General features: G+C 62.0%; 16 protein-coding genes and 1 pseudogene. 9 read left to right on the top strand and 8 right to left on the bottom strand.

The window, feature by feature from the left end; all coding sequences use genetic code 11:
- The 5 genes and pseudogenes from EJC49_RS25960 to EJC49_RS14520 form a co-directional block, all read left to right on the top strand.
- A pseudogene (locus EJC49_RS25960) lies at nucleotides 1-486 on the top strand (P-type conjugative transfer protein TrbL); the annotation flags it as partial.
- Nucleotides 486-1,169: a conjugal transfer protein TrbF gene (trbF, locus tag EJC49_RS14505; RefSeq protein ID WP_126700710.1), complete on the top strand. Its 684-nt coding sequence runs from the start codon at nucleotides 486-488 to the stop codon at nucleotides 1,167-1,169. The pseudogene EJC49_RS25960 and the gene trbF, both read left to right, overlap by 1 nt.
- 5 nt (nucleotides 1,170-1,174) lie before the next feature.
- Nucleotides 1,175-2,143, top strand: a complete 969-nt coding sequence (gene trbG, locus EJC49_RS14510; protein ID WP_425358821.1) for a P-type conjugative transfer protein TrbG — start codon at nucleotides 1,175-1,177, stop codon at nucleotides 2,141-2,143.
- Nucleotides 2,140-3,330: a TraB/TrbI/VirB10 family type IV secretion system protein gene (locus EJC49_RS14515; protein WP_126700659.1), complete on the top strand. Its 1,191-nt coding sequence runs from the start codon at nucleotides 2,140-2,142 to the stop codon at nucleotides 3,328-3,330. The genes trbG and EJC49_RS14515 overlap by 4 nt, the downstream gene beginning before the upstream one ends.
- Before the next feature lie 2 nt (nucleotides 3,331-3,332).
- Nucleotides 3,333-3,602, top strand: coding sequence for a DUF2274 domain-containing protein (locus tag EJC49_RS14520; protein ID WP_126700660.1), 270 nt, complete (start codon nucleotides 3,333-3,335; stop codon nucleotides 3,600-3,602).
- Nucleotides 3,603-3,673: 71 nt separating this feature from the next.
- On the opposite strand, the gene EJC49_RS14525 is transcribed toward EJC49_RS14520, so the two are convergent.
- On the bottom strand, nucleotides 3,674-4,432 hold the full coding sequence (locus EJC49_RS14525; protein WP_126700661.1) for a crotonase/enoyl-CoA hydratase family protein: 759 nt from the start codon (nucleotides 4,430-4,432) through the stop codon (nucleotides 3,674-3,676).
- A gap of 162 nt (nucleotides 4,433-4,594) precedes the next feature.
- Nucleotides 4,595-5,194, bottom strand: a complete 600-nt coding sequence (locus EJC49_RS14530) for a LysE family translocator (RefSeq protein WP_126700662.1) — start codon at nucleotides 5,192-5,194, stop codon at nucleotides 4,595-4,597.
- A 146-nt stretch (nucleotides 5,195-5,340) separates the two neighbouring features.
- Between EJC49_RS14530 and EJC49_RS14535 the strand changes: the two genes are divergently transcribed.
- Complete coding sequence (locus tag EJC49_RS14535) at nucleotides 5,341-5,982, top strand: gamma carbonic anhydrase family protein (protein ID WP_126700711.1); 642 nt, start codon at nucleotides 5,341-5,343, stop codon at nucleotides 5,980-5,982.
- A complete protein-coding gene (locus EJC49_RS14540; protein WP_126700663.1) occupies nucleotides 5,979-6,212 on the top strand; it encodes a VOC family protein in 234 nt (77 codons plus the stop codon). Before EJC49_RS14535 ends, EJC49_RS14540 begins: the two co-directional genes overlap by 4 nt.
- 27 nt (nucleotides 6,213-6,239) lie before the next feature.
- Here the strand turns inward: EJC49_RS14540 and EJC49_RS14545 are convergent, their stop codons facing one another.
- The 5 genes from EJC49_RS14545 to EJC49_RS14565 form a co-directional block, all read right to left on the bottom strand.
- Nucleotides 6,240-7,019 (bottom strand): PhzF family phenazine biosynthesis protein, encoded by a 780-nt coding sequence (locus EJC49_RS14545; protein ID WP_126700712.1) that lies wholly within the window; start codon nucleotides 7,017-7,019, stop codon nucleotides 6,240-6,242.
- Between the two features lie 123 nt (nucleotides 7,020-7,142).
- Nucleotides 7,143-8,387, bottom strand: coding sequence for an aminotransferase-like domain-containing protein (locus EJC49_RS14550; RefSeq protein WP_170314719.1), 1,245 nt, complete (start codon nucleotides 8,385-8,387; stop codon nucleotides 7,143-7,145).
- Nucleotides 8,388-8,413: 26 nt separating this feature from the next.
- Complete coding sequence (locus EJC49_RS26270; RefSeq protein WP_126700664.1) at nucleotides 8,414-8,686, bottom strand: YjiS-like domain-containing protein; 273 nt, start codon at nucleotides 8,684-8,686, stop codon at nucleotides 8,414-8,416.
- Between the two features lie 180 nt (nucleotides 8,687-8,866).
- Nucleotides 8,867-9,820 (bottom strand): hypothetical protein, encoded by a 954-nt coding sequence (locus EJC49_RS14560; RefSeq protein WP_126700665.1) that lies wholly within the window; start codon nucleotides 9,818-9,820, stop codon nucleotides 8,867-8,869.
- A gap of 52 nt (nucleotides 9,821-9,872) precedes the next feature.
- Nucleotides 9,873-10,661: a crotonase/enoyl-CoA hydratase family protein gene (locus tag EJC49_RS14565; RefSeq protein WP_126700714.1), complete on the bottom strand. Its 789-nt coding sequence runs from the start codon at nucleotides 10,659-10,661 to the stop codon at nucleotides 9,873-9,875.
- 276 nt (nucleotides 10,662-10,937) lie between these two features.
- On the opposite strand from EJC49_RS14565, the gene gcvA reads away from it, so the two are divergent.
- Together gcvA and EJC49_RS14575 are read left to right on the top strand one after the other, a co-directional pair.
- A complete protein-coding gene (gene gcvA, locus EJC49_RS14570) occupies nucleotides 10,938-11,915 on the top strand; it encodes a transcriptional regulator GcvA (protein WP_126700666.1) in 978 nt (325 codons plus the stop codon).
- Between the two features lie 135 nt (nucleotides 11,916-12,050).
- Nucleotides 12,051-12,911: a PhzF family phenazine biosynthesis protein gene (locus EJC49_RS14575; RefSeq protein WP_126700667.1), complete on the top strand. Its 861-nt coding sequence runs from the start codon at nucleotides 12,051-12,053 to the stop codon at nucleotides 12,909-12,911.
- On the opposite strand, the gene EJC49_RS14580 is transcribed toward EJC49_RS14575, so the two are convergent.
- Nucleotides 12,908-13,357, bottom strand: coding sequence for a GNAT family N-acetyltransferase (locus EJC49_RS14580; protein WP_126700668.1), 450 nt, complete (start codon nucleotides 13,355-13,357; stop codon nucleotides 12,908-12,910). The two genes, EJC49_RS14575 and EJC49_RS14580, sit on opposite strands and share 4 nt — an antisense overlap.
- Nucleotides 13,358-13,584 lie beyond the last annotated feature (227 nt).

The raw sequence follows: 13,584 nt of genomic DNA on the forward strand, positions 1-13,584 counted from the left end.
GCGGCCGGCGGGCTTGCGGTACGTGGCGGCGCTGCGGCCCTATCTGGCACGGCCGCCGCCGCCCGCGGCGGAGCAGCCGTGGCGGGAGGCGCGGCAACTGCCTACAGCCTTGGTGCTGCCGGGCAATCCGGCGCTGCCGGCGTGGCTTCGGGTTTTGGTGGCGTCGCCCGCGCGACCGGCAGCGCGGCGGCCTCGCCGCTCCGTCGCGCTGCGACCCGCGCTGCCGACAGTATGCGCGCCAGCTACGCGCGAGGCGCTCAGTCCGCTTTCGAAGCGACGGGCGGCGCATCGACCATGGGGAGCGTCGGCGGCAGCGCTGCCGAGGCACCGTCTGCGCCCACGACTGAAGGTCCTCCGGCTTGGGCCCGCCGCATGAAACGCTCTCAGCACATGTCGCACGGCGTGATGGCCGCTGCTCACGCGATCCGCAGCGGCGACAGCCATGGCGGCGGCGCCTCCGTCAACCTCTCCCAGCGAGACCAATGATGTTCAAACGGCCATCGACACACTACGGAAAGACCCCCGAACCCGAGACACCATACCAGCGCGCCGCTCAGGTCTGGGACGAGCGGATTGGCTCGGCTCGCGTGCAGGCAAAGAACTGGCGCCTCATGGCGTTCGGCTGCCTATTCCTGTCCGCTGGGTTTGCGGCAGCGCTCGTCTGGCAATCTGCTCGTGGCACTGTGGTGCCTTGGGTGGTTCAGGTCGACAATCTCGGCCAGGCTCAGGCCGTTGCGCCCGCCGTCGCGGACTACCGCCCCACCGATCCGCAGATCGCCTACCACCTTGCGCGCTTCATCGAGCAGGTCCGTGGCCTGCCTGCCGACCCCATCGTAGTGCGGCAGAACTGGCTGCGGGCTTATGAATTCACCACCGATCGTGGCGCGGCAGCGTTGAACGATTACGCAAGGGCGAACGATCCGTTCACCCGTGTCGGCAGACAGCAGGTTGCAGTCGAGGTGTCCAGCGTGATCCGGGCATCGCCGGACAGCTTCCGGGTGGCTTGGACCGAACGCCGCTACGAGAACGGTCAGCTCGCGGCGACCGAGCGTTGGACGGCCATCCTCACTGTCGTTGTGCAGCCTCCGCGCGACGCCGAGAGGCTCCGGGCGAATCCGCTCGGCATCTACGTCAATGCGATCAACTGGTCGCGGGAGATGGGACAATGAGTTCGATGGGCGTCCCGGCCAGACCGGCTTTCAGTAAACCCGTTTCTGTGTGCCTCGTGCTCGCTGCAATGGCATTGGGCGGGTGCGCGACAAACAGGCCCCCGCAGATCAGCTACGACTCCGATGTACCGCCGCTCCCCGCCGTGCCTGTCGTGTTGACGGATGAGCGACCGCGACCGCTGCACATACCGCCGGCCTGGAATCCGAGCCGCGGAGGCGCCGCATCGAATTCACCAACCGGCCGGGTCGAAAACGCCAACGCCGCTGCCCGTGTCGAGCCCCGTCGCGAAGGCTACTTCAATGCGATCCAGATTTACCCCTGGAGTGAGGGTGCGCTCTATCAAGTTTATGCCGCGCCGGGACAGATCACCAACATCGCGCTCGAGCCCGGCGAAAGCCTGACCGGGGCCGGGCCAATCGCCGCGGGCGATACCGCGAGATGGATCATCGGCGACACCGAGAGCGGATCAGGCACTACCCGGCGCGTCCACGTGCTCGTAAAGCCGACGCGCGCGGACATCTCCACGAACCTTGTCATTACCACTGACCGCCGCATCTACATGATCGAGCTGCGCTCCGGCGAACGTCCCTACATGCCGGCCGTGGCATGGGCCTATCCGCAGTCCCCAGCCTCGCAGCGCCCGGGCGTGCCGGCAGCGCCCGTCATCCCGGCACAGGCCGCGCGCAATTACCGCTACGCGCTGACTGGAGACAGTCCGCCATGGCGGCCGATCGCCGTCTACGATGATGGCCGTCGCGTCTATGTCGAGTTTCCGCGCGGTATCGTCCAAGGCGAGATGCCGCCGATATTCGTCATCGGCTCGGACGGTGAACTCCAGATTGTCAATAGTCGCATTCACCAGAACATCCTGATCGTCGATCGGCTCTTCGGCGCCGCGGAACTTCGGCTCGGCAGCGGCAACCGCCAGCAAACTGTGAGAATCGTCCGCAGCGACGGGAGGCCATCCTCATGAGCGATGCAGACAACCAGGGCCAGAATATCGAACCCGAAGGACCAGCGAGCGACATCACGGCTCCGATGCGACTGCGTGGTGAGCCGCCTCGCGTGACCCGCTTGTCGCGCAAGGCATTGATGGCGATCGGCCTGATCGCGTGCGTGGGTCTTGGCGGCGCGTTGATCTACGCCCTACAGACCCGACACGGTGGCCCTGCCAGCGAAGAACTCTACTCAACGAGGAACCGTCCCACGGCTGACGGTCTCACTGACCTGCCACGCGACTACACCGGCCCGCGTCTCGGGCCACCGCTCCCTGGCGATCTCGGTCGACCAATGCTCGACGCGCAGAACCGCGGCCAACCGGTCGTTCCGTCGCCCATTCGGCCGATGGTCGACCCGGCAGAGCAGCGTCGCCTCGCCGAAGAGGAAGCTGCACGCACCAGTCGCGTGTTCTTTCAGACTGAGGCACGCACACTTCCGGCTCCCGCGGGGCCAGGTATTGCCGCGACCACCACGAACCTGACCGGCCTCGGCCTTCCAGGGCAACTCAACGCTCCAACTGCGCAGGATCGCCAGGTTGCTTTCCTCAATGCCGCCGTCGATCGTCGCACCGTTGCGCCTGACCGCGTGCTAGCGCCTGCATCGCCATACGTATTGCAGGCCGGGGCTGTGATTCCGGCGGCGCTGATCACGGGAATCCGCTCGGACTTGCCGGGACAGATCACAGCTCAAGTTACCGAACATATCTATGACAGCCCCACCGGGCGGATACTTCTCGTGCCGCAGGGCACGCGCATCATCGGGCAATATGACAACGCCCTGCAGTTCGGCCAGCGGCGAGTATTGCTGGTGTGGAATCGCCTGATCTTCCCGAACGGACGCTCCATCGTTTTGGAGCGCCAACCGGGGGCCGATACGCAGGGCTACGCCGGCCTTGAGGATGGCGTCGACTACCACTGGTGGGAACTCGCCAAGGCGGCGGGCCTTTCCACGCTGCTGAGCGTCGGTGCTGAGCTTGCGATTGACGACGAAGATCGCTTGCTGCGAGCGATACGCAACGGCGGCCAGGACACGATCAACGATGCCGGGCAACAAATCATCCGGCGTCAGCTTAACGTGCCGCCAACGCTGACGATCCGGCCCGGATTCCCGGTGCGTGTCATCGTCACACGAGATCTTGTCCTCGAACCCTACAGGGGATGACGATGGCAAAACTGAAGCTCGGCGCACTCGAAGACGACAAGCCCAAAAGAGGGACGGTTGAGTTCACTCCACCGGTCTATCGTGATCTCCTCGCTTATGCCGAGGTCCTTGCGCAGCAGACGGGCATCCCAGTCCCTGATCCGATGAAGCTCGTTCCACAAATGGTCGAGCGGTTCATGGCCACCGACCGGGAGTTCTCAAGAGCTAAACGGCTCCTCAGAGACCCGAATACACTTCACATATCGCGGAAAGAGCCCGGGCCGGCAGCATGAACCAGCGTGCCAGCCTGCCATGTGACGTGTGCTCGCAACGATCGGGTGGCGGCGGTCGATGGGAGCGAATATCACCAGCGTGACAAGCGTGCTGGCGAACCTGCGGAGATTCCTTCCGAGAATTCGCAATCAAGGGCACAGTCCTCCGATAGACTCCATTGCCGAAGAACACCTGCTCGATCGAGCTCAAGTGCATCGGCCGGAAAACTTGCCACGGTGCGAGCCAACTCTATCGCTGCTGCGCGGGCTGTACCCGGCGGGACCAACCGATTGACCAGTCCGATCGCGAACGCCTCGCGGGCTTCGACCGGACGTCCGGTGATGATCATGTCAAGCGCCCGGCCTTGTCCGATCAGCCGCGGCAGCCGGACGGTGCCGCCATCGAGTAACGGCAGATTCCAGCGCCTGCTGAAAACGCCAAAAACCGCCGTTTCGCTCGCCACACGGAGATCACACCAGATCGCAAGCTCCAGACCTCCTGCGACCGCATGACCTTCGATCGCGGCGATTACCGGTTTTTGCAAGCTAAGACGCGAGGGTCCCATCGGAGGCAATTCGCTGCGCGACCATCGCTCCTGTCCTCCATCTGACGAGATCTCCTTCAGGTCGGCGCCAGCGCAGAAGAAATCGCCCGCTCCAGTCAGCACAGCTACCCTCGCCGCTGCGTTCCTCTCAAAATCCTTGAAGGCGTGAGCCAGCAAAACCGCCGCCTCGGTATCCACGGCGTTTCGTACCGACGGGCGATTGATCGTGATGATCCAAACCGCACCGTCATCATCGCACGTGATCTTTGGCGATTCCGCCGCCATAGCTTGCGCTGTTCCACCCATCGAAGACACCATCCCTGCTGAGCTGAACAGCTAGCTGCCCCAGCCGGTAACGTGACAATGGCCGGTGAGGCCGAGACACTGTCGAAGCCTCCACTGCCGCGGCCGTCGCCGCAAATGAATTGCGCTCAAACGCCGTTGCTCGCATTTCAGTCCCGGCGAGGATCAGAGCCACAGAGGAACGATGCAGAGCACAAGGGCGATCGCCAGGAGACCATTCACCGCGTTCCACTGTCGCTCCGTCCTGAGGAGCTGGGAGAGCAATAGCCCTCCCATGCACCAGATCGATAGCGACACTGAGCCGGCCACGCCAAACGCCAAACCCATGATGATTGCAAGGCTTGTCGCCGAAGCCGTTAGGTTGGCGAACGCAGCGGCGGCGGCGAGCGTCACCGTCCATGCCTTGGGATTGAGCCAGAGCAGGAGAAGACCTCCGCCGAGCCCGATACTGCGGCGTTCGGAAGCCGTCGCGTTGGGAGCACCGCTCCTAGCAATTTTCCAAGCAAGCCACAGCAGGTATGCTGATCCGAGGCCCTGCATGATCACCTGGATCTGAGGGAACGTATGAATCGCCGTCCCGAGGCCGAGAGCGGAACCAGCGCCAAGTGAACATAACCCGCCCGCCATGCCTGCGATCAGCGGAATGCTCCGTCTGAAGCCATGCTGTGCGCCTGATGCGACAGCGAGCGTCGTGGCCCCTCCAGGCGTGATCGTGGCAATCACCACGAATGCGATCAGGGCTGTCAGAAATTCGGGATGGTCCATCTATTGCCGATCGTGCCGCTTTCACGACATCATCCGGCTCGCTGTCCCCTCTCGCAAATGAGAGTTCTTCACCCGCACGCAACACGGTTTCACTTTCGGTATCTATCGCCCCGAATAGGATGAAGGAAAATTGTTGAGTGCTGCCGATGCTATACGGTCACCGAGGCAAGTATCCGACGATCGCATCATCAGCCTGGGTCGCACCCGACGCTTCGATTTGCGGAGATGTTAGTATCGGCGAAGGAGTGCGGGTGATGCATGGAGCCCGCGTCATTGCGGAGAGCGGCGGGCGCATCACGATTGGTGCCAACTGCATCGTGATGGAGAACGCTGTCGTCCGAGCGACGGCAAAACATCCGTGCTCAATAGGCGAGCACACCCTGATTGGGCCAATGGCGCATGTTGTCGGCGCAACGATCGAGGATCAGGTGTTCATCGCCACGGGAGCGGCGATCTTTCACGGCGCGATCGTTGAGCGCGGTGCAGAAGTCCGTATCCACGCGGTTGTCCACCTGCGAACACGAGTTCCCGCGGGCGCGACAATCCCGATCGCTTGGGTCGCAGTTGGCGATCCGGCAGCCATTCTGCCACCAGACAGGCACGACGACATATGGAAAGTCCAAGCACCACTGCACTTCCCTCAATGGGTCTACGGTGTAGAGCGTGACACCCCTGATCTCATGGTTCACGTGACCACCGGCCTCTCCCAGGCGCTCACGGATCATGCGTCCGACATACCGGTCGCCCCCGCTCTTGGCACCGATCTCGACGGGACAAGCGACAATTGACAACTGCTGCAGACGCCGAAATCCACTTGATCCTAAAGCGCGACCACCAGGCGACCACTGCCAACGTCGCCCACGTCTTCGTTGACGATGTGGCAACCCTGTATTCTCTCTGCCAAGCCGCTGGCGTGCGCATTATCAAGGGACTTGCGGACAAAGACTACGGACAACGAGCCTTTGTTTTCGCTGATCGGGATGGCAATCGGATCGACATCGGTGAACGTTTGAGCTGACTGGAAAGCGGCACCATCGACTTCACGCTACATGGCCGGCAGGAATATCTCCGCACGCATGAAGGTTACGGCGTGACCCGACACGCTGACCCAGCCGTCTTCCAGCTCGCAAACCAGTCTCCCACCGCGCGCTGAGCACTGCACGGCTGACAAACGGCTCTTGCCGAGCTTGCCAGCCCAATAGGGAACGAGCGTCGCATGCGTGGACCCGGTCACCGGATCCTCTGGAATGCCGGCACCGGGAGCGAAGTAGCGTGAGACGAAATCTGCCTCCGCGCCGGCGGCCGTGATGGCCAGCCCCATTGGAAAAAGCCGTGTGATCGCGGCCACGTCCGGGACGAAGGATCGGACCGCCTCCTCTCTTGCCAGTTCGATGAAGACATTCTCGAAATTCTTGAACTGCCCAATCCGTTCGTCACCGAAAAGATGCGCCACTTCCCGAGGCGGCTCTTCCATAATCTCGGGCTCGAACCGCGGCATATGGAGCTGGTAGTCCTTGCCAGATGCGCGCACCCGCAGCTCGCCAACGCGGGTAAAGAACGCAATATCACCAGCAATGCCGCGCTCCGTGCATAGGATATGTGCCGCCGCCACGGTGGCATGCCCGCAGAACTCAGCCTCGTGCACGGGCGTGAACCACCGTATATCCCAGCCACCTTGCGCGGGGCGAAGAAAGGCGGTTTCGGCTAGGTTGTTCTCTTCCGCTATTGACTGCATCAGCCGGTCCGGCAGCCAGTCGTCCAGGACAAGAACCGCCGCCGGATTGCCGGCAAAAACCTGATCGGCAAATGCGTCGACTTGGAACATCCGTATGGCCGACATGTCTGCCCCCCCCACTCCCAGGCCGAGCGCCGTCGGTCACCCGTCACGACGCAACCTCATCAATATGCGGCGCGCTGGCGCTGAAGGGACGGGCCATCGCTCCTACCCCTAAGCCACGGCCGCACACCTGCCAGTCCCGCGCAACTCACGCGCGACCAGGCCACTAAGCCGGCGTATTCCTTCGTCGATGGCTTGCTCGGACTGCAACGAGTAGTTCAAGCGCAGCGCGTTTCCGGTGCCTCCGTCAGCAAAGAATGCGGCGCCCGGCACGAAGGCCACGCCTTCCTCACGGAGCGAGAGGCTGAGGAGCTCGGCCCCGTCGAGATAAGGAGGGAGCGTGACCCATACAAACATTCCGCCCGTTGGCCTCGTCCAAGCAACTCCGTCGGGCATGTGCCTGCTAAGGGCATTCAGCGTCGCATCGCGGCGCTTAGAATACACTCCGACGATACGCTCAACTTGCGCGTCATATTGCTCCAGAGCGACGCGATGGATGACGATCTGATTCAGCGTCGCACAGTGCAAGTCCGCGGCCTGCTTGGCCAGAACGACCTTCTGAACGAGGTCCCGCGCTGCGCAGATCCAGCCCACGCGCAGGCCTGGCGACAGTGTCTTCGAGAATGTCCCGCAATAGACCACACGACTGCGGTCGATATCTCCGCAGCTTTCGATGTCGAGGGACTGACAGGACCTCTGCGGCTCGCCTTCGAAACGCAGCGCTTCGTACGCGGCATCCTCGATCAGCGGCGCGTCGTGAGCGGCCGACAGATCGAGCAGGTTCCGCCGAGCATCCTCCTCCATCGTCTCGCCAGTCGGATTCGCAGAATCGGGCACGACGTAGGCGAGTGCAACCCGCTCGCCCTCATCATTTGCTGGCGACGGAGTGCCCGATGTTGAAAAGGAAGCATAGCGAGGCTCATAGGCATTGAACGCCTGCAGCGCTCCCAGATAGGTCGGCGCGGTGACGAGGGCCGTGTCGCCAGGCGAAAGAAGGAGCTTGCCGAGCAGGTCGAGACCTTGTTGCGATCCGGCGGTTATGACGATGTTCTCGACACCGCAGCGCACGCCTCGTCTCGCCATGTAGCTCGATATCCAGGAACGGAGGGGCTCGTAACCTTCGCTAACCGAGTATTGCAGCGCCTGCCCAGCAAGGTGTGGATCTGAAAGAACGGCGTCATAAGCGCTTCGCACGGCTTTGGTTGGGAACAGAGCTGGATCAGGAATGCCGCCGGCAAAGGAGATGATTTCCGGTCGCGCGAGGAGCTTGAGAAGCTCTCGTATCTCGGAAGCCTTCATCCGTTCGGTGCGTCGTGCAAAGGCGGAGTGCCAGTCGATCGCGCGGTAGCCTACCATGTTCCCCAATCCCGCATTTCCGTCAGCTATATTGTCATATTAGCGTCACGTGAGTCGATAGATTGATTGTCACTATGACATTCAATTGTATCGGCCTGCCGGCGTTGAGCCGAAGCCCAGCGCTCGTCGCGCCACGCGACGAGCATCGCAGATGGATCCTCCGAAATACGGCGTCTCAGCGCGAGCAGCACATCCATTCGACAGATGCCGAGGTCATCCAGCTGGTCATCGCCTAATTCGAGAAGGCGGCGGACCTGTCGTCGATTCCACCAAGCTCGAATGAGCAATTGGGCGCGCATACGCAGACTGACGCCGGCGGCTATTGCGGCGTCTACCTCTCGATCGGCCTCTGTGTACCGTCTGGAATTGCGCTCTCGCACGCCGCTCGCTCAGTTCACCTACCCCTCGCCTTCATCGAGAGAAGCGCACGCCCGAGGGGTATCACAAGCGAGTACAATTCTTGCCGCGCTGAGCGAACCTCACGCCGCCTGCCTTTCGGATATCCGCGTAGCAAGCCCCCCGCCGATAGTCGCGAGTATGGAACCAGCGAAGTATATAGCCAGACCAACAAGCGTCGCGTAGGAGTAGCCTATCCGTCCTTCAATCGTCTGAAAGACAAACACAAAGAGAGGACCAAGGGCGGTAATCGTGGCGATCGTCAACGGCGTCACCAACGATACGGCTCGTTGCACCGCATAGATCGGGAATGCCATCAGAACCACGCCGACTGCCAGGACTGCGACCAGGTCAGTTGCCGCGCTTTCCTCCTTTTCGTCGAGGCCAAGAAGAAGGCCTCCGGCGGAAAGGGGGAGATACAGTAAGAACCGAAGGCCGAACTGCGCCATCGGTCCGACTCCGTTGGAATCGAGCCGCCGACAGTAGAACAGCATCCAGGTAATCAACGCGCCGGAGAGAGCGGCTAGCCCGACCCCGGCTACCGCAACGGCACCACCCCCTCGGACGAACCCCGACAAACCCAGAGCGGTTGCACCGCCCATTAGCAGCAGCGAGACCCCCACGATAAGGTTTCCACTCGCTTCGAGCTTGTTCCTGGAACCGCTCGCTTCGAGAACGCGAAGTCGAGCCGCAGCGATTGTCGTGAGCGGCACCATTCCGGAGAAGATCGCAAACGCGATCGTAGGCTCGATAAGCTGTACTGCGAGGAGGTATGCGATCCATCCGCCAGCGGCGGTGACATTCATGCCAAGCAGCGACGCGGGTTGTGATATCGCTCGGCTGAGCTGGCTTGGCACCTGTAGCGCAACCCAGCCAAGGGCAATCGCGCTAGTCGTACCAAATACGATCAACCCTACGAGGAAGGAATCTACTCGCTGAAAGAGTGACCCGAAGAAGACCGCTTGGGCCGCCTCAAGAATCACAAACGTGAACGACCAAACCAGGCCAGCCCCATGTGGGGTCAAGATCTTCTGCATTGGAGTCTGGAAAACACAATAAAATATTCTAACAAGCGCAATTCCTCCACCTCTAGTCTTTAAACGCCGGCGACCGCTTCTCAAGGAACGCGCTAATACCCTCCATGATGTCTGGCGTCTGAGCCATACGCCCGAAGTGCAGAGCCTCGACCGCAAGGCCTTCGTCAATTGAGAGATTCATCCCGCGCGTCACGCTCGCCAGACATGCACTGATCGCGCGCGGCGAGTGGGTTATGATCCGGCCGGCTAGCTCGCGTGCCTCCTCGATCAGCTTCCCGCGCGGTACCACGGCGTTCACGAGACCCATCGCTGCGGCCTCCTGTGCGGAGATGACGTCGCCGGTCAAAATCATCTTGAGCGCGCGCTTTCGACCAACAAGACGCGGGAGCCGCTGCGTCCCGCCAAACGGTGGCGGGAAACCTAGCGTGATCTCCGGCTTTGCAAACCGCGCATCCTCGCTGGCAATAGCGAGAGCGACAGCCTCCACCATTTCGCATCCTCCGCCGTACGCGATACCGTTCACCGCCGCGATGATCGGCTTCGGGAAGCGTTCGAGCCTTGACGTCAGAGCTTGGCCGCGCCTGACGAAGTCACGAAGTGCGACCTCGGCCCCTGCCTCGACGCTCGCGGAGAACGCGCGGATGTCTGCTCCTGCGCAGAAGGCGCGCCCTGCTCCAGTCAGAATGACTGCGCCGATTGTTGCGTCAGCTTCGATCACATCGAGCGCCGCCGTCAGGCTGTCGATGAGCGGATAATCGAGCGCGTTGAGCTTGTCCGGGCGATTAAGCGTCAGAACAGCAACGCCATCCGTCGCCTCTTGAAGCAAGGTTTCCATCGTCATCTCTTTCCTCGCGGCTTTCATCGATCTCTCAAGCACGTGAGTGCGTAGGATGGCCGACACTCAAGCGCGGGGACCGACCGCGCAAACGAGTTGTCATTGCCCATGGATGAGCATCGCTCAGCCGGCAGACTGAGACACGACGACCCCCGTTGGCCGACCGGACCTACCAGTGCGTTGAAGAGCCCTTGTCCAGCGGTGAATTGATTTCATGCGCACCAGCGGAGCAACCACCGCATACTGCACGCTGGTATTGGCACGATGAGGTGCATCCGGCATATGGCGTTCAGACTACCACCGCTGAATACGCTCCGCTTCTTCGAGGCGGCCGGCAGATTGTTGAGCTTTAAGCTGGCTGCCGAGGAACTCGAGGTGACACCGAGCGCCGTAAGCCACGGCATCCAATCGCTCGAAGACTGGCTAGGGGTAACCCTGTTCGCCCGCTCGAGCCGCGGGCTCGCGCTTACCGACTCAGGTGAAGACTACCTCCCTGCCGTGCGGGAGGCACTTACCGTCCTCTCCAACGCAACTGATCGCGTGCCCGGACGACCGCCGCGCGGCAGTCTCGCAATCAGCGTTGCGCCGACCTTTGGTGCTCGCCTTCTACTGCCGAGGCTTCCGGCCTTCCGGCAGCTCCATCCGGATATCACCGTCCATATCGACACGACTCACACTCGCGTCGAGTTTCCCCGAGACGGCGCGGATATCGCCATCCGCATGGGCAAAGGAACGTGGCCAGACCTGGTCGCCTTCCATCTGTTGGCAGAAGAACTGGTGCCCGTCTGCTCGCCAGAGCTTCTTTCCAAACTAGGCCCGACGGCACGACTATGCGATACGCCCCTCATTCATATCACGACCGTCTCCCAAGACTGGAACGCATGGGCGGCGGCTGCACGCCGTGAGCCAATCGATTGCGAGCGCGGTCTAATGGTCGACACGATTCAAATGTCTATCGATGCGGCGGCTCAAGGCCTTGGAATCGCAATCGGTCGCCTTCCGCTCGTCCGGCCGGAGCTGGCAAGCGGCCGCCTCGTGCGGTTCTGTGGGCCTAGCGTCAAGGCCGAGACGGGATACTGGTTGGTGGGCCCACGCGAAACGATGGCTCGACCCGAGATTGTGACCTTTCGGAACTGGATCACGCGCGAAATGCAAGAGTTCGCAGCGGATGCCTCGGCCGATGCATCCGCGCCGCCTCCAGGTCATGAAGGCTCCGCAGGGCAGCGAGGTAGCATAGATGCCCCACAGCATGTCTCGTGATCCCGCCGGGACGGTCCGGCGCGATCAGAGGCGGGTCAGCCCGTCCATCGCGGATATGCCGGATGTCAGAGCCCTTCACGCGACCATCGTCATCGCCCTCGCCGACAGCATCTCGTGCCGAAAGGAGTTAGGTGCATGATATCGCAGGCGTCGAACGATCCCATAGTGGAGCGCCTGGCAGCCTTCTCCCACGGTGAGCACGGCGGAAATCCCGCTGGCGTCGTAATCAGTGAAGCGTTGCCGCCACCCGACGAGATGCAGGCAATCGCCAAGGATGTCGGGTACTCCGAGACGGCGTTTGCCGCCAAGGTCGATGATTCGTGGCGCGTGCGCTACTTTGCTCCCGAGATCGAGGTGCCCTTCTGTGGCCACGCGACTATCGCTCTCGGCGCCGCCCTCGCGACGCGCCATGGGAATCGGACGTTTCATCTCCATCTCAACGAAGCTAACATAACTGTGGAAGGGCACCGCACAGATGATGAACTTTCCGCTACCCTCCTGTCGCCGCCGACGCGGAGCATGTCGGCCGCTCCGCACTTGATCAAAGAGACGCTCGAGCTGTTCGGCTATCGCCAAGCCGATCTCGATCGCCGTCTCCCCCCTGCGATTGCCGAGGCTGGCGCCCGTCATCTTGTTATCGCACTATCCGAAAGGCGGTCTCTCGCCGGCATGCGCTATGACTTTGCGCAAGGCCGATCCCTCATGCTGGAAAACGGCTTCGCCACAATCAGCCTCGTCGTCGCCGATGGCGATCGTCGCTTCCACTCACGCAACCCATTTGCTGCCGGTGGGATCTACGAGGACCCGGCGACGGGCGCGGCCGCCGCCGCGCTGGCAGGATATCTCCGTGATGTGCGCTGGCCCCACGGCGGATCAATCGAAATCGCCCAAGGCGACGACATGGGCGTACCGTGCCGGCTGTTCGCGGAAATCTCCGATCAACCCGGCGAGGGAATACGCGTTTCGGGCCGCGTGCGGTCGATCGTTGCAGGCTAAACCAATCTCTTCTTCATGTAGATGCGGCGGTAGCCATCTTCCTCGATGCGGTGAGTCTCGACGTAGCCAAGACGGCCGTACAGCGCGAGATTCTCGACCATCACTTCATTGGTGTAGAGTCTCAGAACTTCGTATCCCTTCCGCTGGCCGAGCGTCTCCGCATACTCCAGAAGCCGGCGTCCGAAGCCCTTGCCCTGCGCGTCGAGACGGACTGCAACGTTGTCCAGCAGAAAGCCGTGCTCGCCTTCGATTACCACCAACACACCGGCGATCTTATGCGCGTCCTCAAGCACATGAACAGCATGCTGCTGGACCAACGCCGCGTAGTCCGAAAGCACAGGGCCGGCTACACGGCCGATTCTGGGCGTATAGAGCGCGTAAGCGTCGGCAACGAGCGAGCGAATCTCCGGTAGATCAGCCTCGACAGCCACGCGCACACCCTCCATGCTTCCTCCCAGCGCGACAAAATTGGTAGCGCGATCCTTAGCACCGCAATGCCAGAGGCCTCCGCACTGAGCTAGAGACCGTCGGCACAGCCTATGCCGACTTTCAACTCCGATGCTGGTGAAGATTGTTCAGCCAGCGATGAACCAAGCTTGTTTGGCTGCCGAGCCCCCATTGGATACCGTCAGAAGCGGCCTTTGACGCTGTTGCAGGCATTGGCGTCAATCGA

The sequence above is a fragment of the Aquibium carbonis genome (assembly GCF_003970795.1).
Taxonomy (GTDB): domain Bacteria; phylum Pseudomonadota; class Alphaproteobacteria; order Rhizobiales; family Rhizobiaceae; genus Aquibium; species Aquibium carbonis.